This is a genomic window from Erwinia sp. S38, from assembly GCF_016624545.1.
GTDB classification, from domain to species: domain Bacteria; phylum Pseudomonadota; class Gammaproteobacteria; order Enterobacterales; family Enterobacteriaceae; genus Erwinia; species Erwinia coffeiphila.
In genome coordinates this window covers 439,737-464,286 of record NZ_JACVTS010000002.1, presented here as the reverse complement: position 1 = coordinate 464,286, position 24,550 = coordinate 439,737, and the positions used below count along the sequence as shown (strand labels likewise).

Below are 24,550 nucleotides of genomic sequence, written 5' to 3'. Positions count from 1 at the left end.
CTCAGACGGCACATCCGTGTGCCGACCGAGCCTTGCGCCCGCGTCCTGCGGTCGCATCCTGGCTTCCTCTCTCCGTTCAGCGCTGTGGATTGCCAGTCGTGGCAGCCCCCCGTCAGCGCCGTGATTGCAGAGCTCTGTTCAGGTAAAAGATATTCCTGGCATTGATTTGCGTTATCGGATGCCGGCCAATGCTGTGCCAACCTAAGTTTGCGTCTGCTTCCTACGTTAGTACTCTGGCTTCCTTTTTTGTTCAGCACTCAAATTGCCATACAGCAAAACCAGTCTGCTGAATGCCCCTTTAAAGCGACGAAAAAATCCGGAATGGGGCACAGCCCTGGCGGCGGCTGAAGGGCAATCCGCAGCGCTGAGGTGGAAGCGGATGGCCAGGAGACGCCAGCAGGACGCTGGCGTCAGGCGGGGTCGCTACATGGATGTAGCGTCTCCGCCGGTCCGACAGGCCAGCAGCTGAAACCGAAGGCACCACGCAACGCGTGGCGCGAGGACCGCCCGGTTGCCGCCGCCAGGGCTGGGAACCGATCCCAATTTTGATAGCAACTTTACCTGATCAATGGCCGAGCACCTTCCACCTGTCCCACCGCAACAAACCCCTCACCATCGCTTTACACCTGTCCACTCAACCACATACCGAACAGGTGACAGCTGTAACACTCTCCAGGCAGCGAACGCCATCGCCGTATTAATAACCACCTGAATCACAATGTTTTAACTTTTATTTTACATATATGGCACAACCCTTGCGTTATCTCTGCCAGTTGATTACGGAGAGACGCAAATGATACACAGCCACGCGCCACGCCCCTGGGTCGGCATCATCGCTAACCCGGTATCCGCCCGCGACATCCGCCGCGTCGTCGGCCATGCTGGTACGCTGCCGCTATCGGAACGCGTCAACCTGCTGCTGCGCCTGATGGCCTCGCTGGCCGCCTGCGGTATCGGCGAAGTCCGCATGATGCCGGACCGTGAAGGACTGCGGGCACTGCTGCTGCGTGAACTGGCCCAGCGCCCGGACTGGCGACTGCCGCAGCTGGACTGGCTGCCCGGCACGGTCACCGCCACCGTGCAGGACACCTTCGAAGCGGCGAAATGGATGCAGCAGGCGGGCGCAGCCGCCATCGTCGTGCTCGGCGGTGACGGCACCCATCGCGCCGTGGCCCGCCACTGCGGCGAAGTGCCCATCGTCGGCCTCTCAACCGGCACCAATAACGCCTGGCCGGAAATGCGCGAACCGACGGTGCTCGGCCTGGCGCTCGGGCTCTACGCCAGCGGCCGCATCCCGGTAGAAAAAGCGCTGGTGTGGAACAAATGGCTCGACATCGTTATCACCGAAGCCGATGGAACCCTGCGCCGCGATATCGCGCTGGTCGATGCCGCCATCACCGGCGAACAGTTTATCGGCGCGCGGTCAATATGGAGCACCGGCGCGCTCTCCCAGCTGTTTCTCAGCTTTGCCGAACCGCAGGCGGTGGGGCTGTCCGCCATCGGCGGCCTGCTTCAGCCCGTGGGTCGCCGCGAAAACGGCGGCCTGCAAATCACCTTTGGGTCCGGCGGCTGCCGTCTGCTGGCCCCCGTCGCGCCCGGTGTCCTCAGCGAAGTCGACATCGCCCACTGGCTGCCCCTGCAGCACGGCGTACCGCAATCAACGCTGCTGCGCCAGGGGGTGATCGCCGTTGACGGTGAGCGCGAACTCAGCTTCAACCCGACGCAGCGCGTCATCATCTCCCTGCGCGAGCGCGCCTTCCGCTCGCTCGATATCAATGCCTGCCTGCACTACGCCGCCCAGGCTCAATTACTGCGTCACGGTGCCTGACCGGCCGTGATGCGTATCCACCCGACCATCTGGAGAACACTATGAACACCAGAGAAGCAAGCAATCCCGGCAGCCAGCTCAGCGCTGAGCAGCTGCTGAACGTTTATCGTCGTATGCGCACCATCCGCGATTTCGAAGAGCGCCTGCACGTCGACTTCTCGCGCGGCGACATTCCCGGCTTCGTCCATCTCTACGCCGGGGAAGAGGCCACCGCCGTGGGCATTCTCTCGCATCTGGGCGACGGCGATCGCATCGCCAGTACTCACCGCGGCCACGGGCATTGCATCGCCAAGGGCGTGGACGTCATTGCGATGATGAAGGAGATCTACGGTAAAACCGGCGGTGCCTGCAACGGCAAGGGCGGATCGATGCATATCGCCGATCTCAGCAAGGGCATGATGGGCGCCAACGGCATCCTGGGCGCGGGGGCACCGCTGGTCTGCGGCGCTGCGCTGGCGGCGAAATTTCGCGGTAAGGGCGAAATTGGCATCACCTTCGCCGGGGACGGCGCGGCCAACCAGGGCACCTTGCTTGAAAGCCTGAATCTGGCGGCGGTGTGGAATCTGCCGGTGATCTTCGTGATTGAAAACAACGGCTATGCCGAAGCCACGTCGCGCAGCTATGCCACGGCGGTGGACAGCTACGTTGACCGCGCGGCGGGCTTTGGGCTGCCGGGCGTCACCGTCGACGGCACAGACTTCTTTGCGGTGTATGAAACTGCCGGAGAGCTGATCCGCCGCGCGCGGGAAGGCGGCGGCCCCGCGCTGCTGGAGTGCAAAATGGTCCGTTTCTACGGCCACTTTGAAGGTGATGCGCAGACCTATCGCGGGCGCGACGAGCTGGAGTATATCCGCGCGAATCAGGACTGCCTCAAGCTGTTTCGCGCGCAGGTGGAGGGCGCTGGCGTGGTCAGTGCGGCGGCGTTTAACGACGTTGACCGCGAGGTGGCCGCGCTGATTGAGCAGGCGGTTCAGGAAGCGAAAGCGGCACCGGAACCGGATGCTGACGACCTGTTATCCGATGTCTATGTAAGCTACTGAGGGTTCGATCATGGCGCGTAAATTAAGCATGAAAATGGCAATCAACGAAGCGATCGATCAGGAAATGGCTCGCGATCCGAGCGTGATTATGCTGGGTGAGGATATCGTCGGCGGCATGGGCGGCGACGGCGAAAAAGATGCCTGGGGCGGCGTGCTGGGGGTGACCAAGGGGCTGTATGCCAAACACGGCGACCGGCTGCTGGATACGCCGCTGTCGGAATCGGCCTATGTGGGCGCGGCGGTGGGCGCGGCGGCCTGCGGCATGCGTCCTATTGCCGAGCTGATGTTTATCGATTTTATGGGCGTCTGCTTTGATCAGATCTTCAACCAGGCGGCCAAGTTCCGCTATATGTTCGGCGGCAAGGCCGAAACCCCGGTAGTGATCCGCGCAATGGTCGGGGCCGGATTCCGCGCTGCTGCTCAGCACTCGCAGATGCTGACGCCGATCTTTACCCATATTCCCGGCCTGAAAGTGGTCTGCCCGAGCACGCCCTATGACACCAAAGGCATGCTGATTCAGGCCATTCGCGATAACGATCCGGTGATCTTCTGTGAGCATAAAAACCTCTACGGGCTGGAAGGCGAAGTGCCGGAAAAACCCTATGCCATTCCGTTTGGCGAAGCCAGCATCGTGCGCGATGGCAGCGACGTATCGATTATCACCTACGGCCTGATGGTGCACCGTGCGCTGGATGCGGCACAGCAGCTGGCGAAACAGGGCATCGACGTGGAAGTGGTGGATCTGCGGTCGCTGTCGCCGCTGGATGTCGATACGGTGATTGAAACGGTGGAAAACACCGGGCGGCTGGTGGTGGTGGATGAAGCCCATCCGCGCTGCAATATCGCCACCGATATCTCCGCGCTGGTGAGCCAGCAGGCATTTAGCGCGCTGAAAGCGCCGATCGAGATGGTCTGCGCGCCGCATACGCCGGTGCCGTTCTCGCCCTCGCTGGAGGATCGCTACCTCCCCAGCGCAGAGCGGATTATTGAAGCGGTGAAACGTACCCTGGGCTACAGAGGAAAACAGTGATGAGCGAAACAACAATTACCCCGGTGGTGATGCCCAAGTGGGGGCTGTCGATGCGCGAAGGTACGGTTAACGAGTGGCTGGTGGAGGAGGGCGATGAGATCGTCACCGGTATGCCGATTCTTAACGTGGAAACCGATAAAATCGCCAACGCGGTCGAGGCCACCGATGCCGGTATTCTGCGGCGCAAGGTGGCGGAAGAGGGCGACGTGCTGCCGGTGAAGGCGCTGCTCGGCGTAATGGCACCGGAGGCGGTCAGCGATGCGCAGATCGACGCGTTTATTGCAGGCTGGGTGGTTCCGGCGGCGGATGATGACGAAGACGAGCAGGTTTCATCCGACCGTTATATTGAGGTAAACGGCCTGCGGGTGCGCTACATCCGCCAGGGGGAAGGTGATAAGACGGTGCTGTTTATTCACGGCTTCGGCGGCGATTTGAATAACTGGCTGTTCAACCTCGATGCCTTCCCGGAATCGACGGTGGTGGCGCTGGATCTACCCGCGCACGGCCAGACGGAAACCCGGCTGACCGGCAGCAGCCTGAGCGATCTGGCGGCGTTTGTCGCTGACTTTATGCAGGTGCTGGACCTGCCCGCCGCACATCTGGTCGGGCATTCGCTCGGCGGTGCGATTGCTGCACAGCTGGCGCTGGATGCGCCGCAGCGCGTACGTTCGCTGTCGCTGATCGGCAGCGGTGGCTTTGGTGAAGAGGTGAATGAAGCCTACACTCAAGGCTTTATTGATGCCCAGTCGCGGCGCGATCTCAAACCGGTTGTGGAATTACTGTTTGCCGATACGGAATTAGTCAGTCGCCAGATGCTGGATGATTTGCTTAAATACAAGCGGCTTGATGGCGTCAGCGATTGTCTGCAACAGCTGCAGGACAGCCTGTTCGCTGGCGGGAAGCAGTCTTCACAGCCGGGTCAGCAGCTCAACGGCGGCGCGCCGCTGCTGCTGATATGGGGTGAAGACGATGCGATTATCCCGGCGCAGCATGCCGATAATGCCCCAGCGGGCAGTCGGGTCGAGCGGATTAGCGGGGCCGGGCATATGCCGCAGATGGAGAAAGCGGCGGAGGTGAACCGGCTGTTACAGCAGCATACGGGTAGTGAATAAAGGTACCAGATGAAGGATGCTTCCCCGGCCGCCGATTTCGGCGGCTCGTTTTCTCTGCTTTCCCCACGGCTGATGTTTTGCGCCGATCCGACGCTGGCCGAGGCCGGGCTGTACGCCCGCGCTGCGGCTGGTGAAGCGGTGGCGCTGCTGTGGCATTCGCCGCCGTCGCTGGTAGTACCGGGCAGCTATAAGCGCTTCACCGGGCTGGATGAGGTGAGGGCGCAGTTTGCTGATGCCGGTTGCCCGGTGTTTTTGCGCAAGTCCGGCGGCGGGCTGGTGCCGCAGGGGCCGGGGATTATCAACATCAGTCTGGCCTATCCGATGTGGCGCACGCTGGGCGAGGCGGCGGAGGGGGTGTACGAACATCTCTGCGATATGCTGAGCGATGCGCTGCTGGATTTGGGTGTGCCGACCGGTTGGCAGGCGGTGGAAGGGTCGTTCTGCGATGGGCGGTACAATCTGGCCTGCGGCGAGGGCGATGCTGCTCGTAAGATTGCCGGTACGGCGCAGTACTGGCAGTCGGTGGCGAATCAGCCCGTCGACGGGCCGCGTTGTCATGTGGTGCTGGCGCATGCGGTGCTGCTGGTGGATGTGGATTTGGCGCAGGCGCATCAGTATGCCAATCGGTTTGAAGCGGCGCTGGGCAGCGGGCGTTTTTATCAGGCGTCGAAGACGGTGAGTGTGGCGCAGATGCTGTCGGATGCGGATATGTATTTGCGCGAGGAGATGGTGGATGCGCTGCTGGCGGCGATTGGTCGCGCGGGTGTTCCGCGGCAGCGTTAGGGGTAATAATCGGTTGCTGGGTTGCTGGGTTGCTGGGTTGCTGGTTCGCTGGTGGAGCGGGGATCGCGCTGACCGGCGGGTCCCGCGGTCGGGCGGTCCTCGCGCCGCGCTGCGGTGCCTTCACTTCGTGCGTCAGCCTGTCGGACCGCCACAGACGGGCCGTCCTGGCCCGGCTGTGGCTTTCCCCCGCGTCCATGCGGGTGAATCCTGGCTTCCTTACTGCGTTCAGCGCTGTGGATTGCCCGATCGCGGGACCCGCCGGTCTGCGCTTTGATACGGGTGTCGCCTGCTGAGAGCTGAATGAGTGATGCTTTTGGCTTTTCTCCGTGAAAACAGCCAATAGTTTGCCGCACAGACTACCTCCCGACCAGCAATATCAACGCGAATCCCACACGGCCGCCAACCGCACAGACTGTCTACCCACCCACAGCCTTACCACATAAAAAAAGCCACCGTCGCAATGACAGTGGCTTTATCAGCTCTTCAACCCACCAAACGGTGGACTAACAAAAATTTACTGCGGTGGACGCACCAGAATCTTAACCTGCTGCTTTTCTTTCACCAGCGCATCAAAACCTTGCTCAACCAGATCGGCCAAATCGATACGCTTGGTCACCAGCTTGTCCGCCTGGAAATAACCCTGAGTCATCAGATCCATCACCGCCGGGAAAATATGACGGTAGGCGATAATGCCCTTAATGTTGCGCTCGGCCAGCACCACCTTGTTCGGATGGAATGACGCTTCGCCTTCCCAGATAGACACAATAATGGTTTCGCCTTCGTAGCGGGTGCTGTCGATACACTGCTTCAGCACCACCGGCACGCCGGTCACTTCGAACGACACGTCCACGCCGCCGTTGGTCAGCTCGCGGATGCGGGCAACCGCATCTTCTTTGCTCGGATCGATAACCAGACGTGCGCCCAGCTCGCGCGCTTTCTCTGAACGCTGCGGCGACAGCTCAACCACGTAGATCTCTGCCGCACCGGCTGCGCGCAGCGCTTCGATCACCAGCAGGCCAATCGGACCCGCGCCGAACACCACCGCTTTATCACCGGCTTTCAGCTTGCTCATGCGCACCGCGTGCAGCGCAACGGCCGCAGGCTCAACCAGTGCACCCTGCTCGTAGGAAAGGGCGTCTGGCATACGGTGAACCATGTGCTCAGCAACCACGGTGAAGGAGGAGAAACCACCGCCGCCGCCGGACAGGCCGTGGAAGCCCAGATCGCCACACAGGTTGTATTTGCCTTCGCGGCAGGCTTCGCACTCCTGACAGGAGAGGATCGGCTCAACCACCACGCGGTCACCGGCTTTGAATTTGGTAACGCCGCTGCCCACTTCTACCACTTCACCCGAAAATTCATGGCCCATCACGATAGGTGCGATATCGCCGCTGATTTTATGCGGCTTTTCTACCGGCACAAAAATCGGGCCGGCAAGATATTCGTGCAGATCGCTGCCGCAGATCCCGGTCCACGCGACTTTGATTTTTACCTTCCCTGCGGAAACCGTCGGTTCCTCAATATCATCAATACGGATGTCGCGAGCCTGATACCAACGTGCTGCTTTCATAGTTATTCCCCTGAGATTGGCTTTAAACCTGTCCATTGCCGTGGTGTCAGCAGGGCCGGAGCAGGTACTCGCGCTGGAGAATGCGAAAGGCGTGCCAAAAAATATGATTAAAATAAAAATCATAAAATTCATCACGTTAAAAGTGATGCTGTGGCGTTGTGGGTGTAACGATATGGACGGGTGTAACAGGTGCACCGTTACAGGTGTAACGTCTTCAGAGGAAGGCGGAGAGCACGATTCACTCTCCAGCCTTTAATCGCACCGGGCAGACGCCCGGCTAATGCTTAACGGAACGGCGGTTCGTTAAAGGTACGCAGCTTGCGTGAGTGCAGGCGATCGCCCTCGGCGCGCAGCAGATCGATCGCGCGGATACCGATTTGCAGATGCTCGGAAATCGCTCCTTCGTAGAAGCGGTTCGCCTGGCCAGGCAGCTTAATCTCCCCGTGCAGCGGCTTATCGGAGACGCACAGCAGCGTGCCGTACGGCACGCGGAAGCGATAGCCCTGCGCGGCAATGGTCGCACTTTCCATATCCACTGCCACCGCGCGGCTGAGGTTAAAGCGCAGCGCGGAGGCTGAATAGCGCAGCTCCCAGTTGCGATCGTCGGTGGTCACCACCGTACCGGTACGCAGCCGCTGCTTGACCTCTTCGCCCGGCATGCCGCTGACCAGCTTGGTGGCGTCGTACAGCGCGCGCTGCACTTCGGCAATGCTCGGGATCGGGATATCCGGCGGCAGCACCGCATCCAGCACGTGATCGTCGCGCAGATAGGCGTGCGCCAGCACGTAGTCGCCGATGGTCTGGCTTTCGCGCAGCCCACCACAGTGGCCAATCATCAGCCAGGCGTGCGGACGCAGAACCGCCAGGTGATCGCAGATGGTTTTGGCATTCGACGGACCAACGCCAATATTCACCAGGGTGATCCCCTGGCCGTTTTTGGCGATCAGATGCCAGGCGGGCATCTGGTGCTTTTTCCAGGCCAGATCGGAAACGGTCTGCTCCGGGTGCGGCGTATCGTGGGTGATGGTGATGCCACCGGCGCAGGACAGCGCCTGATACGGCGATTCGGGATCGGCGATCTGCTCGCAGGCCCACAGCACGAATTCATCAACGTAGCGGGTGTAGTTGGTAAACAGCACGTAGGGCTGGAAATCCTCGACCGGCGTGCCGGTGTAGTGGCGTAGGCGCGCCAGCGAAAAGTCGGTGCGCAGCGCATCGAAGTGCGACAGCGGGAAGGTTTCACCTATAGCCAGCAGGCCGTCGGCGTTTTCATCGCCAATCTGCGACAGTTCGGTGGTCGGGAAGTGCTGGGCAATACCCGCGCTCATGCTGCGATCCAGTGCCAGGCCGGAGCCGTCAATCACGTAAGGGAAGGGGATCTCCTGCTGCGACGGCAGTACCTCAATGGATACGCTGTATTCGCTGCTCAGCAGCTCCAGCTGCTCGCTCAGATAGTGGCGGGCCAGCGCCGGGCGGGTGACGGTAGTACTGTAGCATCCGGCGCGGGTAAAGCGGCCAAAGGCGCGAATCAGACGCTGGCTGGGGGCCACGCCGTCCCAGCTGACGCGCAGCTGCGGATAAACAAACAGCCCGCTGGCGCGGGCTGCGGCGTCCGGCAGGCTGCCGTCGGCAATAAAGGCAGTAATGGCATCGCGCAGGGCGGCGACGGCGGCATCGTACTGCGCTTCCAGCTTGTCCAGCGCTTCGGTAACCGACAGCGACTGGTTCTGAGAATAAGTCATTCAATCTCCTTACATCGTTTTCCCGTATTGCCAACAGCCTAACTGAAGATAACGACAAAAGGAGGGGATGCCGGAATTATTTATTCTTCTCAGCTGCTGTCACCCGGCTCGAAGGCAAATTTAATCTGTTCTTCCAGCGGCTGCGGGGCGTCGTCGAGCATCGCCATCAGCCGCTGTCCTACCTGCTGACCGAGTTTTTCATAGTTCAGCCGCATCGAGGTCAGCGACGGGAAGGTGTGATCGCAGTCGGTCGAACCGTCCAGGCAGGCCACCGCCATATCGTAAGGCACCTTCAGCAGCCGCCGCTGGCATTCGGCCAGCACGCCGATGGCGATCTCTTCGTGGCTGCAAATAATCGCGTCCAGATCCGGCTGGTTTTGCAGCAGCTGACCGAGCGCAAAGCGGCCAAACTGCAGGCTCGGTGCATCCGGCACGGTGATCATCAGGTCGGCGTTCTGGTAGTGCGCCAGCATCGCTCTGTGCCAGCCGTTCAGCTGCTGCTTATGCAGGCGGTTATCGGTCTGCGCGCCGATAAAGGCAATGCGGCGATAGCCTTTTTCCAGCAGCGTGCGGGTCAGCCGTTCGGCGGCGTCGCTGAAGGCAATATTCAGCGTCAGATCGGCGGAAAACTGCCCGGCTCCGCAGACGTTGACCGTCACCACTTCCGATGACTCCAGCATCTCGCAGGTTTTCGGTGACAGCTGGGCGGCGAACAGCACCAGCGCGGAAGGGCGGTGCTGCAGCAGTTTTTCCACCAGCGGCGTTTCGCCGTACTGATGATATTCGTGGCAGGCCATGATCAGCTGAAACGGCTGATTGCTGAGGGTGTGCTGTAGCGCCTGCACGAAGCGGGTGCTGGCACGATCGTGCTGAAAAGGATAGAGCACCGCTACGGTATGCGACTGCTGGGAAGCCAGCGCGGCGGCGGCCTGGTTGGTTACGTAGCCCAGCTCGCGCACCGCCTGTTCCACTTTCCTCAATGAGGCTTCAGAGACCTGCGACGGGTCACGCAGCGCGCGCGATGCGGTCATCTGCCCAACCCCGGCGTGGCGGGCCACGTCCTGTAGGGTGACGCGCTGCTGCGGAGTGGCGGCCAGCTCGGCGGCGGGCGCGCTGGCTTCATAACCCAGTGCGCGGGCGGCTTTTTCAACTTCACTGCGGACTTTGTCTGACACCAGCTCCGGCGTGCGCATCACTCGCGACACCGTCATAACGCCAACGCCAACATAGTCAGCAACATCCTGTAGCGTCACGCGACCACTACTACGACGCTTTCGCATCCTGGTTCTCCTGAACGCTCTGTTACGCGGCGCTGCCGCGCAATGATTTACCCTGCTGACAGTGTGCCGTTCCGGATAAAAGACAACAACTGGTTAACCAGCAAATGATATGCCGATCACAGTTACTGATAGCTTTAACAGTTAGCGTTAACTTTTTAGATCTCTATCACATTATTCCAGGCGGTTCGACACTACTCTGCTCGGGCGAAAAGAGAGAGGTGACTGATAAATGTTGAAAGAACTCCTGACTGCTGACGTTGTGCAGATTGTACCAGCCTGTGAAGACTGGCGTCACGCAGTTGCGCTGTCCTGCCAGCCATTACGTGACAACGGTACGATCGAAGCCCGCTATGTTGAGGCTATCTACCGTTCGCATGAAGCGATTGGCCCGTACTATGTCGTTGGCCCCGGTATTGCCATGCCCCACGCTCGCCCGGAAGAAGGCGCGAATAAACTGGGCATCAGCCTGACGCTGGTGCAGCAGGGCGTGAACTTTGATTCCGAGGGTAATGACCCGGTGAAGCTGCTGTTTGTGCTGGCGGCGACCGACAGCAACAGCCATATCGGCATTATCACCGCGCTCGCCGGGCTGTTTGACACGCCTGAAGATACCGACGCGCTGATGGCTGCCACCCGCGTTGAACAGATTTTATCCATTATTTCACGTTATTAAACGACCAGAGGAACAACAAATGAAAATTACCGTGGTATGCGGCAATGGCCTGGGCACCAGCCTGATGATGGAAATGAGCATTAAAAATATCGTGAAGGATCTGGGCGTTGCGGCGGAAGTCGATCACGTGGACCTGGGTTCAGCAAAAGGCACCGCCAGCGATATCTTTGTTGGCACCAGCGATATTGCTGAGCAGCTGATTGCACAGCAGGTGGGCGGCAAAATCGTCTCTCTGCAAAACATGGTAGACAAAGCGGCGATGAAAGAGCGTATCTCCGCCGCGCTGTCGGAACTCGGCGCGTTATAATCAGGAGCCATAATGGAATTCTTCCGTTTCTTAATGAGTGACGTGCTCTCCGAGCCGTCGATACTGGTTGGCCTGATTGCGCTGATTGGTTTGGTTGCACAGAAGAAACCCGCAACTGAAGTGATCAAGGGAACGGTGAAAACCGTGATGGGCTTCCTGATCCTCGGTGCCGGTGCCGGGCTGATTGTTTCTTCGCTGGGTGATTTTGCGGCGATCTTCCATCATGCCTTCGGTATTCCGGGCGTGGTGCCGAACAACGAAGCGATTGTGGCCGTGGCGCAGAAAAGCTTCGGTACAGAGATGGCGATGATTATGTTCTTCGCCATGGTGATTAACATCGCGATTGCCCGCTTTACCCCGTGGAAATATATCTTCCTGACCGGTCACCACACGCTGTTTATGTCGATGATGGTGGCAGTGATCCTGTCTACCGCCGGCATGCGCGGTGCCAGCCTGATTGCGGTCGGTTCGCTGGTGGTGGGCGTTTCGATGGTGTTCTTCCCGGCGATTATTCATCCGTACATGAAAAAAGTCACCGGTTCGGACGATGTTGCTTTCGGCCACTTCTCCTCAATCTCCCAGCTGCTGTCCGCGTTTATCGGCAGCAAGTTCGGTAATAAAGAGAAGTCCACCGAGGACATGCAGGTCCCGAAAAGCCTGCTGTTCCTGCGCGACACCCCGGTTGCTATTGCCTTCACCATGTTCTTTATCTTTATTTTCACCTGTCTGGTGGCCGGTCCGTCGGCGGTGAAAGAGATGAACGCCGGGGGTAAAAACTGGTTCATGTTCTCCCTGATGCAGTCGATTACCTTCGCCGCCGGTGTGTATATCGTTCTGCAGGGCGTGCGTATGGTGATTGCCGAAATCGTTCCGGCGTTCAAAGGCATCTCCGACAAGCTGGTGCCAAATGCCAAACCGGCGCTCGACTGCCCGGTGGTGTTCCCTTACGCGCCAAACGCGGTGCTGGTTGGCTTCCTCAGCAGCTTCGTAGCCGGTGTTCTGGGCATGTTCCTGCTGTATGCGCTGAACATGACGGTGATTATTCCGGGCGTGGTGCCGCACTTCTTCGTCGGTGCCGCAGCGGGCGTGTTCGGTAACGCCACTGGCGGCCGTCGTGGTGCAATCCTCGGTGCCTTCACTAACGGTCTGCTGATCACCTTTATCCCGGTGTTCCTGCTGCCGGTACTGGGCAGCATCGGCCTGGCCAACACCACCTTCAGCGACTCTGACTTTGGTGCGGTTGGTATCCTGTTAGGGCTGATTGTGCGCTAATCGCTATCAGTGCCAGACTGACCGAAAAAGAGGCGAAGTTATCTTCGCCTCTTTTTTTATGCTCATTTCTGCGGCTGCCGGTCAGCAAGGCCCGCACGCTGCCGATCACGCGACGTTATTTTTTCAGTCAGTAATGATACATTCACATTGCTAAACAATATCCCACAAAAAATCACATCTTTTATTGAAATCAATAATCATTCTCATTAGATTAATTGCTCCCTTTTCCTTCCTCGCTCGTTTGTAAGACACGTCACTATGAAAAAATCCCTGAAGTTTTCGCTGTTAAGCTCGCTTGTTGCCCTCGCTATTGCCGTGCCTGCGGTACAGGCTGAGCAATCCACCGCTGAAAAAACGCCGGATCGGAACCAGAAAGACTCGACCAATAAAGAAGACAAGCTAACCATTGGTGAGGAGAGCAGCCAGGGCGATAACACCCTGGTGGTGACAGCCAGAGAGCAAACGCTACAGGCACCCGGCGTGTCGATTATCGACAGCGAGGCGATCAAAAAGCATCCCATCCAGCGCGATGTCTCTGAGCTGATACGCACCATGCCCGGGGTCAACCTTACCGGAAACTCCAGCAGCGGCCAGCGTGGTAATAACCGTCAGATCGATATTCGCGGCATGGGACCGGAGAACACGCTGATCCTGATCGACGGCATGCCGGTCAGCAGCCGCAACTCGGTGCGCTACGGCTGGCGCGGCGAGCGCGATACTCGGGGCGATAGCAACTGGGTGCCGCCAGAAATGATCGATCGTATTGAAGTGATCCGTGGACCGGCGGCGGCGCTGTACGGAAACGGCGCGATGGGCGGGGTGGTGAATATCATTACCAAACCGGCGGGCAACGACTGGCACGGCAGTTTTAACAGCTATTACAACGTTCCCGAGCATAAATCAGAAGGGGCTACCCACCGCTATAACGCCAATCTGAGCGGCGCGCTGGCGGATAATCTGACGATGCGCATATACGGTAACTGGAGCAAAACCCAGGCCGACGGGCAGAATATTAACGACGGTCATACGGCGGAACGCAGCGGCAAATATGCCGGGATGGTGCCAGCGGGGCGCGAAGGCGCGATCAATAAAAACATCAACGGCGTGCTGCGCTGGGAATTTCTGCCGAGGCAGGCGCTGGAGCTGGATGCCGGGTTCAGCCGTCAGGGCAACCTTTACGCCGGGGATACGCAAAACACCAACAGCAGCACGCTGGTGAAAGCCAACTACGGCAAGGAAACCAATATCATCTATCGCCAGACGCTGGCGCTGAAATACACCGGAGCCTGGGATAACGGCGTTACCACCAGTAACTACGTTCAGTTTGAGAAAACGCGCAATACCCGCCTGAATGAAGGGTTGTCCGGCGGGCTGGAGGGGCTGTTCAGCACCACCAGCGAAGGGTTCTCCACCATCAATCTGAACGATACCAACCTGCACTCCGAGGTAAATATTCCGTTTGATTTCGGCGTCAGTCAGACCGTGACCTTCGGGGCCGAAATGAATCATCAGACGATGAAAGATCCCACTTCCAATATTGTGACCACCACTTCTGAGGTCAACGGCGTGTCCAGTACCGACCGCAGCAGCTACAGCTCGGCGGATATCTATGGCGTCTACAGTGAAGATAATATCGATCTGACCGATTCAACCCGCCTGACGCCGGGACTGCGTTATAACTATCAGTCGGTTACCGGCAGCAACCTCAGCCCGTCGCTGAACCTGTCGCAGGAGCTGGGCGATGACTTTACCCTCAAGCTGGGGATCGCCCGCGCCTGGAAAGCCCCAAACCTGTACCAGACTAACCCCAACTATCTGCTCTACAGCAGCGGTAACGGCTGCTACGCCAGCACCACCAGCTGCTATCTGCAGGGCAACCGCGATCTGAAGGCGGAAACCAGCGTCAACAAAGAGATCGGCATTGAGTATCACCATGACGACGTACAGGCCGGACTGACCTGGTATCGCAATGACTACCACAACAAGATCGAGGCGGGCTACACGGCGGATTATTTCAACGGCACCTCTAACGTCTATAAATGGGAAAACGTGCCCGACGCGCTGGTGCAGGGGCTGGAGGGAACGCTGAACTTCCCGATTAGCGACAGCCTGAAGATGAATAACAATTTCACCTATATCATCGAAAATAAAAACAAAACCACCGGCGATTACCTGTCAATCATTCCGAAATACACCATTAATTCGACGCTGGACTGGCAGGCGACTAACGACCTGTCGTTACAGGGGACGTTGACCTGGTACGGCAGGCAGAAACCGCAGCAATATAACTCGCAGGGTGAAGCCACCTCAGGCAGTGAAAAATGGCAGGTGTCACCCTATGCGGTGTTGGGCATGAGCGCGGTGTACAGCGTGAATAAAGCGGTGGACGTCACCGCCGGGGTGGATAATCTGTTCGACAAGCGGCACTTCCGTGAAGGTAATGCGTTAACCTCCGGGGCGAACGGCACCTACGCCTATGGCGCCGGGGCACGTACCTATAACGAATCGGGCCGGACTTACTATATGCAGCTGGGCCTGCACTTCTGACGCACCGCACGCGGCGTCCTCATCCGGGCACCGCGTGCTTTTTCAGGGAACAGAAACAATGAATCATCGACCGGATCACCGGCAAATATGCCGCGTCATTGCGCGGCTGGGAGTATTCACGATTATGCTGCTTGGTGCAGGTAACAGCTTTGCCCGACCGAATCTCACCCCGCTGGGGCCGAATATCGCCGACCGGGGATCGGCGTATTACCATTTCACCGTCCGCCAGTTTGACTCCGCCGACGGTCGCCGCCATTACAAAGTGTGGACGGCGATCCCGGACAAAGCACCGCCCGCCTCGGGCTATCCGCTGCTGTATCTGCTGGACGGCAACGCGGCAATGGACAAACTTTCCGACGATCTGCTGCGGCAGCTGTCGGCAGGAACGCCGCCGGTGCTGGTGGCCGTCGGATATCAGACCGATCTGCCGTTCGATCAGCTGGCCCGCGCTTATGACTACACCCCGGCGCACTGGCGCGATCGGCAGAATCGGGGCGGCCGGGAAGGCGGCGGCAGCTCCGCATTTCGCCAGCTGCTGACGCAGACCATCGCGCCGCAGGTGGAAAAAGGGCTGCCGATTGACGCGCAGCGGCGAGGGCTGTGGGGCCATTCTTACGGCGGGCTGCTGGTGCTCGACAGCTTTCTCTCCGCGCCATCATTTAACGATTACTTCGCCGCCAGCCCGTCGGTGGCGCAGGATGATTTCGTGCTGCTCAAGCGGCTGGGCGCGGTCACCAAAGATGAAGCGAAGGGCAGGAGGCTGCACCTGCTGGAGGGCGACGGGGATCTGCCGCGCCCTGGCGAAGAGCACCGGCCGGACGCGCTTGCCGCCGTACGCGTCGCCGTCGCGGAGCTTAGCGATAACGGTGTCGGCGTGACCTGGCAGCTGTTTCCGGGGCTGCGCCACGGAGAGATGTTCCCCGCCTCCCTGCGCAGTGCGCTGCTGCAAATGGCGGAGGTACAGTAAGAGCCCGGTGCCGTGGACCTGAAACCACGGTGCCATTCTCCTCGCTTGCCGACGCGTTGGCGATTGTCCCCCCCGAAAGCCGAAAACGGCAGCCCTGTCGGAATTATGGAGAGGTATCGCCAGCGCAGAACTGCTGCGCTTCGTCCACCAGCCACTGTACAAAACGATCGCGGTTAGGATCGGCCGCGGTATCGTTCAGCGTGATTACCGCCAGCGTATTGCCCCTTTCAACCCGCTGCCACGGTATGCACAGCGCACCGGCTGCCAGCTCCGACTCAACAAAAATCCCCGGCACCAGCGCCACGCCCAGCCCGGCAATCGCCGCGTCGATCAGCAACGAGAACAGATCAAATCGCGGACCGGCGATGGCGTTGGCAACAGGCAGGCCGCTGGCGTTAACGTAATCGCGCCAGGCATTCGGCGTGCCGCGTTTGTGCAGCAGAACCAGCGGGGCATCACCGCTGATATGCCCCTTGAGCAGGTCGGGGCGGCAAACCGGCACCAGGTTTTCTGCGAACAGCGGCTGGACCACATGGCCGACCCAGGCAGGATGAGTAAAATGCACAACCACATCAAATCCACTGCCGGACATCGGGAAGGGCTTCGTTCGCTCCGACAGGTTGAGGATGATATTCGGATAGCGTTTTTGAAATCGATCCAGCCTCGGGATCAGCCAGCGGCTGGCAAAAGTCGGGATCACCGCCAGTTCCAGGATACCGCCATCGTCGGGCTGTGCGACCAGCCGCAGGCTTTCCTGTTCCAGCCTGCCCAGAATTTCACGCACCTGCGCCGCGTAGCTTTGGCCCTGCCGGGAAAGCTCAACGCGGTTGCCCCGACGTACGAACAGCGTACTGCCAAGCTGCGCTTCCAGCCGCGCTATCTGCCGGCTGACGGCCCCTTCTGAAATAAACAGTTCCGCTGCGGCCCGTGAAAAACTGTTGTGGCGGGCGCTGGCTTCAAAGGCGATCAGCGCCGAAATACCGGGGAGTGTTCTTCTCAAAGAGGGAAACCTGCAATCGGGAAATGAACTGCAAGAATAACATTCGATCAAGCTGAGGTGTCAAAAACTCGTTTTTCATGCCTGGGAGTGCGCGATAAGGTCGGACGTAGGGGCAATGGTCATCGTTGCACGTTACTCCTGTCAATCAATGTCAATTCAGGCAGTTATAAAAAAGCAGGTAAAATGGAAAACAGAGAAATAAACCGCATGGCGGCATTAACGATCGTTTCAATGGGTTTCTTTATGGTCACTCTGGATGCCACCGTGGTCAATGTGGCGTTAAGCAGTTTGAAAATGAGCCTGGGGGTTAATCTTAGCGGGTTACAGTGGGCGATTGCGTCTTATACCATCGCCTTTGCCGCCGTGCTATTAAGCGCCGGGGCGCTGGGCGATCGTTTCGGACCCAAAAAGGTTTTTTGTACTGGCGTTTTGCTTTTTACCGTTGCCTCTCTGCTCTGTGGCATGGCGCAGTCGCTGCCATTCTTAGTGTTTGCCAGAGTACTTCAGGGGATCGGCGCGGCGCTACAGGTCGCTAACTCTTTATCGCTGCTGCAGGGCATTTTTACCCAGCCCGCCGAGCGCGCCAGGGCATTCGGCGTTTGGGGTGGCGTCGGGGGTGTTGCCATCGCCACCGGTCCTGTCCTTGGCGGGATACTTATTGCCGCCTTTGGCTGGCCTTCCGCTTTCTATATTAACCTGCCGTTTGGTATTTTCGCGCTCTGGGCGGCGCTGAAAACTATCCCGGAAATGAAGGTGACGCCGCGCCAAATCAAGCCGCTGGCACAGCTGCTGATTGCCTTCGCGCTGGGGGCGCTGGCCTGGACCTTTATAACCGCGGGCACCGTGGGCTGGCATTCATCGCGCGTTATGACCTCTGCTATTTTATGTGCCTTAGCGGCAGCCGGATTTGTTCTGCTCGAGGCGGTTTCCGCTTCGCCGATGCTGCCAAAAGGGATTTTCCGCATCAGAGCGTTTACGGCGGCAACGACTGTCGGCTTAATTATTAATTTAGGTTTCTACGGCCAGCTGTTTGTTATCAGCCTCTACTTCCAACAGGTTAAAGCCTACTCGACCATCACGACAGGGTTTGCGCTGCTGCCGCAGGCGGTGGTGATGGCGGTGACGGCCTTTTACTGTGGCCGTGCGGTAGCCAAAACCGGACCGGGCGTGCCGATGATGGTGGGATTGAGCACGACCTTAACCGGGCTTATCTGGCTGATGTTTACCCACTCAACCAGCTCCTACACGGCGGTGCTTATCCCCATGCTGCTGGTTGGCTTTGGTATGTCGGCGACGGCACCGGCCACGGTGGCGGTCTGTATGTCATCGGCGCTGCCCGGTCAGGGCGGGGTGACGTCAGGGATCATCAACGCTGCCCGACAGAGCGGAAGCGTGATGGGGGTGGCGATACTGGGCAGCTTTTTAGGCAACAGCACGTTTTCCCTGCACGGCATGCATCTGGCGCTGGCGATGACCGTACCGCTGTATGTCCTGGCGCTGGCGCTTACCCTGTTCTGGGTTCTGCCGGATTTCGGCTTAACTTACTCTTCGCGCGCTTAGCATCAGGCGGCGTCGCCCGCCGATTAACAGGGTCAGCGCAAACCCTGCACCGGCCATGCCGACGTCAAACCACATAATGCTGGCAATGCTGTGCTGCGACAGGCGGGCGGTGATCAGCGGGACAGTAAACGTGGCGAGGCTGCCTGCACTGTAGTAAATCCCGGTGGCCTTTCCCTTGGCCTGCGGGAACTTCATTGCCATCACCGTCAGTCCCAGCTGCACTACGCCGCCCGCCGCCGAAAAGCCGATGACAAAGGCGAACAGCGCGATAATCCGCGCACTGGGATAAAGGCTGATCGCCAGCAGCGCCAGCAGGGAGATAAGGGTATAAATACGCAACAGAAGCAGCGAGTTGACCAGCCGGTTTACCAGCAGCGCGGTGATAAATACGCCGCTCAGTGACCCCACGGTATAGACGCTGAGCAGCTGAATAGAGGCCGAATACGGCATTAAAATGACAAATTCCGCAAACTGCGCCAGCCACTGGCTGACGAGGTAGAAGGTAGCCATTGAAATATAGCCAAACAGCGTAAAGCAGATGATGTCGGCCAGTGCGCGCCTGTCTTCCAGTATCAGACTTTTGCCGCCGGGGCTGGCTGCCTGTGGCGGTCGGTGAGCGGGGAACGGCCGCCGCAGCAGGAAAATTCCGTTAACCAGCATAATGGCGGCGGCAACCATAAACGACCAGCCGAACCAGCTATGGCTCAGCATCAGCCCCCAGATGATAAACGGCAGCAGAAACTGGCCCGCAGAGACAAAGGCTTTAATCAGAATGGTGGCCGTACCGGGAGAATGAGGAAACGCTTCCATCAGCGCCGGGTAGGTACCGGCATCCAGGAAACTGTTGGCTACCCCGGCCAGCAGTCCGCAGGCAAAGGCGGTAACCACGCTTTGTGCCGAAACAATGCCGAAGAAAAAGCCGACGTAGCACAGGATACCGAGCAGGATAAACGGCCGGCGGCCAAATTTATCGGAAAGCATACCGGAAACAAACAGCACCATCAGGCGGCCAAAGCCCAGTGAGGCAATCACCACCGAAACGCCTGCGGCATCGGTATGCCACTGCTGCTCAAGGTGCGGCATGTTCAGGGTGATCAGCAACACGCCCATACCGTGAACCAGATAATTCAGATACAACCCGACGGCGGTCGGGAAAAAGCGATTGGTCATGGTGAGTCTTCGGCAATACGACAAACGGAGTACGGGTAGCTCCGCGACTGAGGGCAGCATGATGCCTGCGAGGGTCAGTCAGCGGCAACCTTTTTTATCAGCGCGGCGTATTTCCCTCCTGACGCCAGCAGCGCATCATGCGTGCCGTTCTCGGCAATGACCCCGTTTTCGAGCAGCAATATCCGATCGGCCTGGCGCAGGGTGGCCGGGCGATGGGCGATCAGCAGAATAGTCCGTTTTTCCCGCAGGCGGTTTAGCGCCCGGTGAAAGGCCTGCTCGTTCTCGTTATCCAGGCTGGCGGAGGCTTCATCAAGGATCAGAACGGGTGCACCGGTCAGCAGGGCACGGGCAATGGCGATACGCTGCCGCTGGCCGCCGGAAAAGCGACTGCCGCGATCGCCGCAGTCGCTGTCATAGCCGTCGGGCAGGGCGCTGATAAAGCCGTGTGCCTGTGCCATCTTCGCGGCCTCTTCGATCTGCTGTGTGCTGGCATCGGGGCGGCCCAGGCGGATATTATCGGCAACGGTGCCGTTAAACAGATACACCTCCTGCGGCACCCAGCTGATTAGCTGGCGTAAAGCGGTTAGCGGCATTGAACGGATATCGGTGCCGCCAAGAGTTATTGCTCCGCCGTCATCCACGTCATAAAAGCGCAGCAGCAGATGAACCAGTGTACTTTTTCCCGCGCCGGAGCGGCCCGCCAGCGCCACAATTTCACCGGGTTGAATCGACGCCGACAGCCCCCGGAGAACCGGGCGCTGTGCGGCATAGCCAAACCGCACTGCACTGAAGGCCAGATCGTGTCGCTCCGGTGACGGTGCGCTACCGCTGTCTTTCACCCGCGCGGGATAATCGACAATACGCATAATCCGGGCGGCACCGGCCCGCAGTTCACCGAGCTGGCTGGCGGTCTGCGTCACATCAACAATCGGCAGCAGCGCACCCACACCGAGCACCAGTACCAGCGGCAGCCACAGCGGTGAGAGGCTGTCCGCGTGCAGTAGCGTGCTGGCGGCAGCAATCAGCGCCAGCACCGCCCCCGCGCTTAGCGCATCCACCGCCGCAAATTCCAGCCCGCTGCGGGAGCCGTAGCGCTGCTGCATACTGCCCACTCGGCGGGAGCGTTTCAGCAGGCGCTGCATAAAGGCGGCTGACTGACCAAACGCCGCCAGCTCGCGCTGACCGTGGATAAACTCAGCGGTGTCGGCATTCAGCTGCCCCTGCTCGTGCATCATCTGCTGGCCCTGTAAGGCAGCACGGTGCGCCAGCCAGACCGGCACGGTCGCGACCAGCAGTAAAAACGGCAGCATTACGCCAGCCAGCAGCGGGTCGAGCTGCCACAGCGCGATCAGTGCGGCCAGCGGCACTACAATCGCGCCGACGTAATCCGCCAGCGTGTGGGCGTAAAAACGCTCCATCAGTTCGGCATCGGCGGTGGCAACGGTCGCCAGATCGCCCAGTCGCTGGCCGCTGGCGCTATCCGGTGCGGAACGTTCCAGCCCGTCGAAAATCGCCATTTGTAGCTTCTCGATCAGCGCAAAGGCCAGATCGTGGGAAACCCACGCCTGCCACCAGCGGACGGCGGCGGTGAACAGCACCAGCACTCCCAGCCAGCCGCATGCCCGGGGCAGTAAGGCCGTCTCGCCGCTTACGGCGATACCGACAATCCAGCCGCTTATTGCCATGCAGGCCAGCGTGCCACCCTGAGCCAGCACGCCGGAGATGACCGCCATGGTCAGCAGCCGATACCGGCCACGCATCATGCGCAGCAGTCCGGTGATGCCGCCGCGCACGCGCTGTTTCATGGTGCTTCTCCCTGGGCGGCCATCAGCTGCGCGTAGCGGCCACCTGCAGCATTCAGCTGATGATGGTTGCCCTGTTCCACCAGCTTACCCTGGTCGAATACCAGAATGCGGTCGGCGTCCTGAATGGTTTCCAGCCGGTGGGCGATGGCGATTGTTGTTCGGTGTTTGCGCAGCCGGGCCAGGGCATCGCGCAGCGCTCGTTCGCTGGCGGCATCCAGGCTGGAGGTGGCTTCATCAAGGATTAAAATAGGGGCATCCTTCAGCAATGCCCTGGCGATAGCCACCCGCTGGCGCTGCCCGCCGGAGAGGTTCGCGCCGCGCTCACCAATCGGCGTATCCATACCCAGCGGCAGCCCGGCAATAAACTCACCCAGCTGCGCGGCCTCGGCGGCAGCCATCAGTTCATCAACGCGGGCGCCCGGCTTAGCCATGCGCAGATTTTCAGCCAGCGTGCCGTGGAACAGAAACACCTCCTGCGAAACGACGCCGATCATTTCCCGCAGGCTGTGCAGCGACAGCTGGCGGATATCAACGCCGCCGACGAGGATCGCACCGGCATTGGCATCAAAGCAGCGCAGCAGCAGGGTAACGAAGGTGGATTTACCGGCACCCGAGGGGCCAACGAGAGCCACGAACTGCCCCTCGGCGACCGTCAGCGAGACATCCGACAGCGCCAGGTTGCCCTGTGGATAGCGAAAGCTGAGGTGTTCGATGCGAATATCATGGCGCTGCGGCTTTGCCTTTGGCACCGGCGGTTCATCGACCGGCGTCGTCAACGTCAGCAGATCGTTGATCGGGCCGAAGGCACCGCCCGCCGCCCAGGCGGTGTGAAAGGCGTTTTCCAGCCGGATAAGCGGGCGAAACGCTTCCCGGGCGAGGAATAGCGTCAGCAGCAGGACAAACGGTGATAAATCGTTTTCCACCACGCGCCAGGCATTGAAAACCAGCACCAGCGCCATGCCGCTCAGGCTGACCAGTCGGGTAATGCCGCCGCGCATCAGGATCACCTTCAGCGTGGCCATCGACGCCTTGCGCAAATCCGATGCCTGCCCGGCGAGCCGGGCGCGCCACGCCGTTACCGCACCGAATGCCTTCAGCGTTAGCAGACCCTGTAGCGCATCCAGCAGCGTGGCGGCAAAAGCGCCCATCGCAGTAAATACGCCACTGGCTTTCGGCATCTGCCAGCGCATCCACAGCTCGTCGAGTAGCGGAAAGGCCAGGGTGAAAAATCCCAGCAGCAGGGCAGACCGCCAGTCGACAACGGCCAGCGTCAGCACAATCAGGCTACAGCCAGACAGCGCGCTCAACAGGGCGGGGAGGTAGCGACTGTAATAGCTTTCCATCGCTTCTACGCCGCCGTTAACCGTACCCTGAATATCGCTGCCGGGATGCAGCAGCGTGAGGCCGGGGCCAAAGCGCACCAGCTGATTCAGCAGCCTCTCCCGCAGATGAACCTTACAGGCCAGCGCAATACGCTGAGCGGTATACTCACTCAGCCACAGCAGCAGTGCCCGCAGCAGGATCGTCACCGCCAGCATCACCAGCGGTGGAGCGATGTCGGCGGCCAGCCCCTGCTGCATCAGCATGTAAAGCGCATCGGCGGTCAGCCACGCCTGCGCACCGTAGCAGGCAATTATCAGCAGATGAATCATCCCATTGAGCAGCAGATGAGGCAGTAAAGGGCCAGTCAGACCGGCAACTGGCTTTTGCATTTTTTACTCCTGGCCGTTCAGCGTGGTCCAGAATGAACCCTGTAGCGGGAAGGCAAGGAAGCGCTGGTTCAGTTCGTCGAAGGTTTTTGCCGGGTCGATATCGGCAAAGGCCGCCGGGTGTAGCATTTTCGCCATCTCCTCCACGCCGATAAAGAACAGCGGATTATCGAAGAAGAACAGCCAGATCCCCGCGCCCTGGTGGTTGCGGATCGCCGACAGGCTGGCGAGCGACGGATTCGAGACAATCGCCTTCAGCGAGCGGGCACTTTCTGCTGTTGAGACGCCAGGCCCGACGTTCAGCCCCTGACGGCTGACGCTGGAACCGCCGCCGGCCAGATAGAAGTCCGGCTTCTGCGCCAGCACGTATTCCAGATTCAGTTTGCCAATCGCCTGATTCAGCGTTTTCACACCGAGGTTTTCACCGCCCGCCACGGCAATAAAGTCGCTCATATTGCCCTTGCCGGAGGTAAAGCAGCACTCTTCACCGCCGGGGTTAAGGTGGAAGAATACCGTTGGCCGCGTGGTTTCTTTCGCCACCCGCTTCGCTATTTCGTCCATATGCTGTTGGTAAAAGGCGATAAAGGCCTCGGCCTGCTTTTCGTGGTCGGTCAGCCTGCCGAGCATGCGCATGCTGGGAACGGTTTTGGTCAGAGGATGACGGAAGAAGTCTACAAAAACATAAGGCACATGCGCCGCATCCAGTTTGCTCAGGCCGTCCGGGATCGGGCCATAAAGCGTAAACACCACCAGGTCGGGTTTTGCTGCAATGGCCGCCTCCATTGAGAACGTTCCGCTGTTCAGATCGCCAATCTCAGGGATCGATGCCGCCTGCGGGAAGCGCTGCTTCAGCGCCTGCCAGGTGGCGGGCGAATAGCGTTGCAGATCGGTGCCCCAGGCTACCACACTGGACAGCGGATCGTTATCCAGCAGCGCCAGCGTCATGATGTGGCGGCTTTCGGCCAGCACGATGCGCTTCGCGGGCGCAGGCAGGGTTACGGTGCGGTTAAGCATGTCGGTCACCGTGACGCTGCTGTTTTCAGCGGCGCGGGCGGTGGTGAACAGCGCGCAGGCTGCAAGCAGAAATACCATTAGCAGTACGTTGAACGTACCGCGGGCAGGGGAGCCTGCCCGAAGTAACATCATCATGTTATA

20 protein-coding genes are annotated in these 24,550 nt (G+C 59.6%); 11 read left to right on the top strand and 9 right to left on the bottom strand.

Features of this window, described 5'->3' with window-relative positions:
* Positions 1-793: 793 nt before the first annotated feature.
* From IBT46_RS04420 to IBT46_RS04400, 5 genes are read left to right on the top strand one after another with little or no spacing between them, the layout of a single operon-like run.
* The gene (locus IBT46_RS04420; protein ID WP_200544336.1) at positions 794-1,828 is read left to right on the top strand and encodes an ATP-NAD kinase family protein; all 1,035 of its coding nucleotides are present in this window, start codon (positions 794-796) and stop codon (positions 1,826-1,828) included.
* Between the two features lie 41 nt (positions 1,829-1,869).
* A complete protein-coding gene (locus tag IBT46_RS04415) occupies positions 1,870-2,868 on the top strand; it encodes a thiamine pyrophosphate-dependent dehydrogenase E1 component subunit alpha (protein WP_200544334.1) in 999 nt (332 codons plus the stop codon).
* A gap of 10 nt (positions 2,869-2,878) precedes the next feature.
* The gene (locus tag IBT46_RS04410; protein ID WP_200544333.1) at positions 2,879-3,898 is read left to right on the top strand and encodes an alpha-ketoacid dehydrogenase subunit beta; all 1,020 of its coding nucleotides are present in this window, start codon (positions 2,879-2,881) and stop codon (positions 3,896-3,898) included.
* On the top strand, positions 3,898-5,010 hold the full coding sequence (locus IBT46_RS04405; protein WP_200544331.1) for an acetoin dehydrogenase dihydrolipoyllysine-residue acetyltransferase subunit: 1,113 nt from the start codon (positions 3,898-3,900) through the stop codon (positions 5,008-5,010). Before IBT46_RS04410 ends, IBT46_RS04405 begins: the two co-directional genes overlap by 1 nt.
* A gap of 9 nt (positions 5,011-5,019) precedes the next feature.
* Entirely contained in the window at positions 5,020-5,793 is a 774-nt protein-coding gene (locus IBT46_RS04400; protein ID WP_200544329.1) for a lipoate--protein ligase family protein, read from the top strand.
* Here IBT46_RS04400 and IBT46_RS04395 read toward each other — a convergent pair.
* The 4 genes from IBT46_RS04395 to IBT46_RS04380 form a co-directional block, all read right to left on the bottom strand.
* Positions 5,790-6,146 (bottom strand): hypothetical protein, encoded by a 357-nt coding sequence (locus IBT46_RS04395; RefSeq protein WP_200544327.1) that lies wholly within the window; start codon positions 6,144-6,146, stop codon positions 5,790-5,792. The genes IBT46_RS04400 and IBT46_RS04395 overlap by 4 nt on opposite strands.
* 161 nt (positions 6,147-6,307) lie before the next feature.
* Positions 6,308-7,363: a 2,3-butanediol dehydrogenase gene (locus IBT46_RS04390; protein WP_200544325.1), complete on the bottom strand. Its 1,056-nt coding sequence runs from the start codon at positions 7,361-7,363 to the stop codon at positions 6,308-6,310.
* 284 nt (positions 7,364-7,647) lie between these two features.
* The gene (locus tag IBT46_RS04385) at positions 7,648-9,105 is read right to left on the bottom strand and encodes an AMP nucleosidase (protein ID WP_200544323.1); all 1,458 of its coding nucleotides are present in this window, start codon (positions 9,103-9,105) and stop codon (positions 7,648-7,650) included.
* An 89-nt stretch (positions 9,106-9,194) separates the two neighbouring features.
* Positions 9,195-10,385 (bottom strand): LacI family DNA-binding transcriptional regulator, encoded by a 1,191-nt coding sequence (locus IBT46_RS04380; protein ID WP_200544321.1) that lies wholly within the window; start codon positions 10,383-10,385, stop codon positions 9,195-9,197.
* 229 nt (positions 10,386-10,614) lie between these two features.
* Here IBT46_RS04380 and IBT46_RS04375 point away from each other — a divergent pair, with 229 nt between their 5' ends.
* From IBT46_RS04375 to IBT46_RS04355, 5 genes are all read left to right on the top strand, one after another.
* Complete coding sequence (locus IBT46_RS04375; RefSeq protein WP_200544319.1) at positions 10,615-11,058, top strand: PTS sugar transporter subunit IIA; 444 nt, start codon at positions 10,615-10,617, stop codon at positions 11,056-11,058.
* Between the two features lie 19 nt (positions 11,059-11,077).
* The gene (locus IBT46_RS04370; protein ID WP_105591549.1) at positions 11,078-11,365 is read left to right on the top strand and encodes a PTS sugar transporter subunit IIB; all 288 of its coding nucleotides are present in this window, start codon (positions 11,078-11,080) and stop codon (positions 11,363-11,365) included.
* Between the two features lie 12 nt (positions 11,366-11,377).
* Positions 11,378-12,637 carry a PTS ascorbate transporter subunit IIC gene (locus IBT46_RS04365; RefSeq protein ID WP_105591550.1) on the top strand — a complete coding sequence of 420 codons (1,260 nt, stop codon included), beginning with the start codon at positions 11,378-11,380 and terminating at the stop codon, positions 12,635-12,637.
* 258 nt (positions 12,638-12,895) lie between these two features.
* The gene (locus IBT46_RS04360) at positions 12,896-15,184 is read left to right on the top strand and encodes a TonB-dependent siderophore receptor (RefSeq protein ID WP_200544317.1); all 2,289 of its coding nucleotides are present in this window, start codon (positions 12,896-12,898) and stop codon (positions 15,182-15,184) included.
* A gap of 58 nt (positions 15,185-15,242) precedes the next feature.
* Positions 15,243-16,151 (top strand): alpha/beta hydrolase, encoded by a 909-nt coding sequence (locus IBT46_RS04355; protein WP_200544315.1) that lies wholly within the window; start codon positions 15,243-15,245, stop codon positions 16,149-16,151.
* Positions 16,152-16,254: 103 nt separating this feature from the next.
* Here IBT46_RS04355 and IBT46_RS04350 read toward each other — a convergent pair whose 3' ends face one another.
* Entirely contained in the window at positions 16,255-17,151 is an 897-nt protein-coding gene (locus IBT46_RS04350) for a LysR substrate-binding domain-containing protein (RefSeq protein ID WP_200544313.1), read from the bottom strand.
* Between the two features lie 183 nt (positions 17,152-17,334).
* Here IBT46_RS04350 and IBT46_RS04345 point away from each other — a divergent pair, with 183 nt between their 5' ends.
* Positions 17,335-18,711 (top strand): MFS transporter, encoded by a 1,377-nt coding sequence (locus tag IBT46_RS04345; protein ID WP_200544311.1) that lies wholly within the window; start codon positions 17,335-17,337, stop codon positions 18,709-18,711.
* On the opposite strand, the gene IBT46_RS04340 is transcribed toward IBT46_RS04345, so the two are convergent.
* From IBT46_RS04340 to IBT46_RS04325, 4 genes are all read right to left on the bottom strand, one after another.
* Positions 18,688-19,881, bottom strand: a complete 1,194-nt coding sequence (locus IBT46_RS04340; protein ID WP_200544309.1) for an MFS transporter — start codon at positions 19,879-19,881, stop codon at positions 18,688-18,690. The genes IBT46_RS04345 and IBT46_RS04340 overlap by 24 nt on opposite strands.
* A 74-nt stretch (positions 19,882-19,955) precedes the next feature.
* Positions 19,956-21,686, bottom strand: coding sequence for an ABC transporter ATP-binding protein (locus IBT46_RS04335; RefSeq protein ID WP_200544307.1), 1,731 nt, complete (start codon positions 21,684-21,686; stop codon positions 19,956-19,958).
* The gene (locus IBT46_RS04330) at positions 21,683-23,398 is read right to left on the bottom strand and encodes an ABC transporter ATP-binding protein (protein ID WP_200544306.1); all 1,716 of its coding nucleotides are present in this window, start codon (positions 23,396-23,398) and stop codon (positions 21,683-21,685) included. Before IBT46_RS04330 ends, IBT46_RS04335 begins: the two co-directional genes overlap by 4 nt.
* Before the next feature lie 3 nt (positions 23,399-23,401).
* Positions 23,402-24,544 (bottom strand): ABC transporter substrate-binding protein, encoded by a 1,143-nt coding sequence (locus IBT46_RS04325; RefSeq protein WP_200544304.1) that lies wholly within the window; start codon positions 24,542-24,544, stop codon positions 23,402-23,404.
* Positions 24,545-24,550: the final 6 nt, after the last annotated feature.

Coding starts and splice junctions, on each gene's coding strand:
- IBT46_RS04420 (WP_200544336.1), top strand. CDS start 794: ATGATACACAGCCACGCGCCACGCCCCTGGGTCGGCATCATCGCTAAC.
- IBT46_RS04415 (WP_200544334.1), top strand. CDS start 1,870: ATGAACACCAGAGAAGCAAGCAATCCCGGCAGCCAGCTCAGCGCTGAG.
- IBT46_RS04410 (WP_200544333.1), top strand. CDS start 2,879: ATGGCGCGTAAATTAAGCATGAAAATGGCAATCAACGAAGCGATCGAT.
- IBT46_RS04405 (WP_200544331.1), top strand. CDS start 3,898: ATGAGCGAAACAACAATTACCCCGGTGGTGATGCCCAAGTGGGGGCTG.
- IBT46_RS04400 (WP_200544329.1), top strand. CDS start 5,020: ATGAAGGATGCTTCCCCGGCCGCCGATTTCGGCGGCTCGTTTTCTCTG.
- IBT46_RS04390 (WP_200544325.1), bottom strand. CDS start 7,363: ATGAAAGCAGCACGTTGGTATCAGGCTCGCGACATCCGTATTGATGAT.
- IBT46_RS04385 (WP_200544323.1), bottom strand. CDS start 9,105: ATGACTTATTCTCAGAACCAGTCGCTGTCGGTTACCGAAGCGCTGGAC.
- IBT46_RS04380 (WP_200544321.1), bottom strand. CDS start 10,385: ATGCGAAAGCGTCGTAGTAGTGGTCGCGTGACGCTACAGGATGTTGCT.
- IBT46_RS04375 (WP_200544319.1), top strand. CDS start 10,615: ATGTTGAAAGAACTCCTGACTGCTGACGTTGTGCAGATTGTACCAGCC.
- IBT46_RS04370 (WP_105591549.1), top strand. CDS start 11,078: ATGAAAATTACCGTGGTATGCGGCAATGGCCTGGGCACCAGCCTGATG.
- IBT46_RS04365 (WP_105591550.1), top strand. CDS start 11,378: ATGGAATTCTTCCGTTTCTTAATGAGTGACGTGCTCTCCGAGCCGTCG.
- IBT46_RS04360 (WP_200544317.1), top strand. CDS start 12,896: ATGAAAAAATCCCTGAAGTTTTCGCTGTTAAGCTCGCTTGTTGCCCTC.
- IBT46_RS04355 (WP_200544315.1), top strand. CDS start 15,243: ATGAATCATCGACCGGATCACCGGCAAATATGCCGCGTCATTGCGCGG.
- IBT46_RS04345 (WP_200544311.1), top strand. CDS start 17,335: ATGGAAAACAGAGAAATAAACCGCATGGCGGCATTAACGATCGTTTCA.
- IBT46_RS04340 (WP_200544309.1), bottom strand. CDS start 19,881: ATGACCAATCGCTTTTTCCCGACCGCCGTCGGGTTGTATCTGAATTAT.
- IBT46_RS04335 (WP_200544307.1), bottom strand. CDS start 21,686: ATGAAACAGCGCGTGCGCGGCGGCATCACCGGACTGCTGCGCATGATG.
- IBT46_RS04330 (WP_200544306.1), bottom strand. CDS start 23,398: ATGCAAAAGCCAGTTGCCGGTCTGACTGGCCCTTTACTGCCTCATCTG.
- IBT46_RS04325 (WP_200544304.1), bottom strand. CDS start 24,544: ATGATGATGTTACTTCGGGCAGGCTCCCCTGCCCGCGGTACGTTCAAC.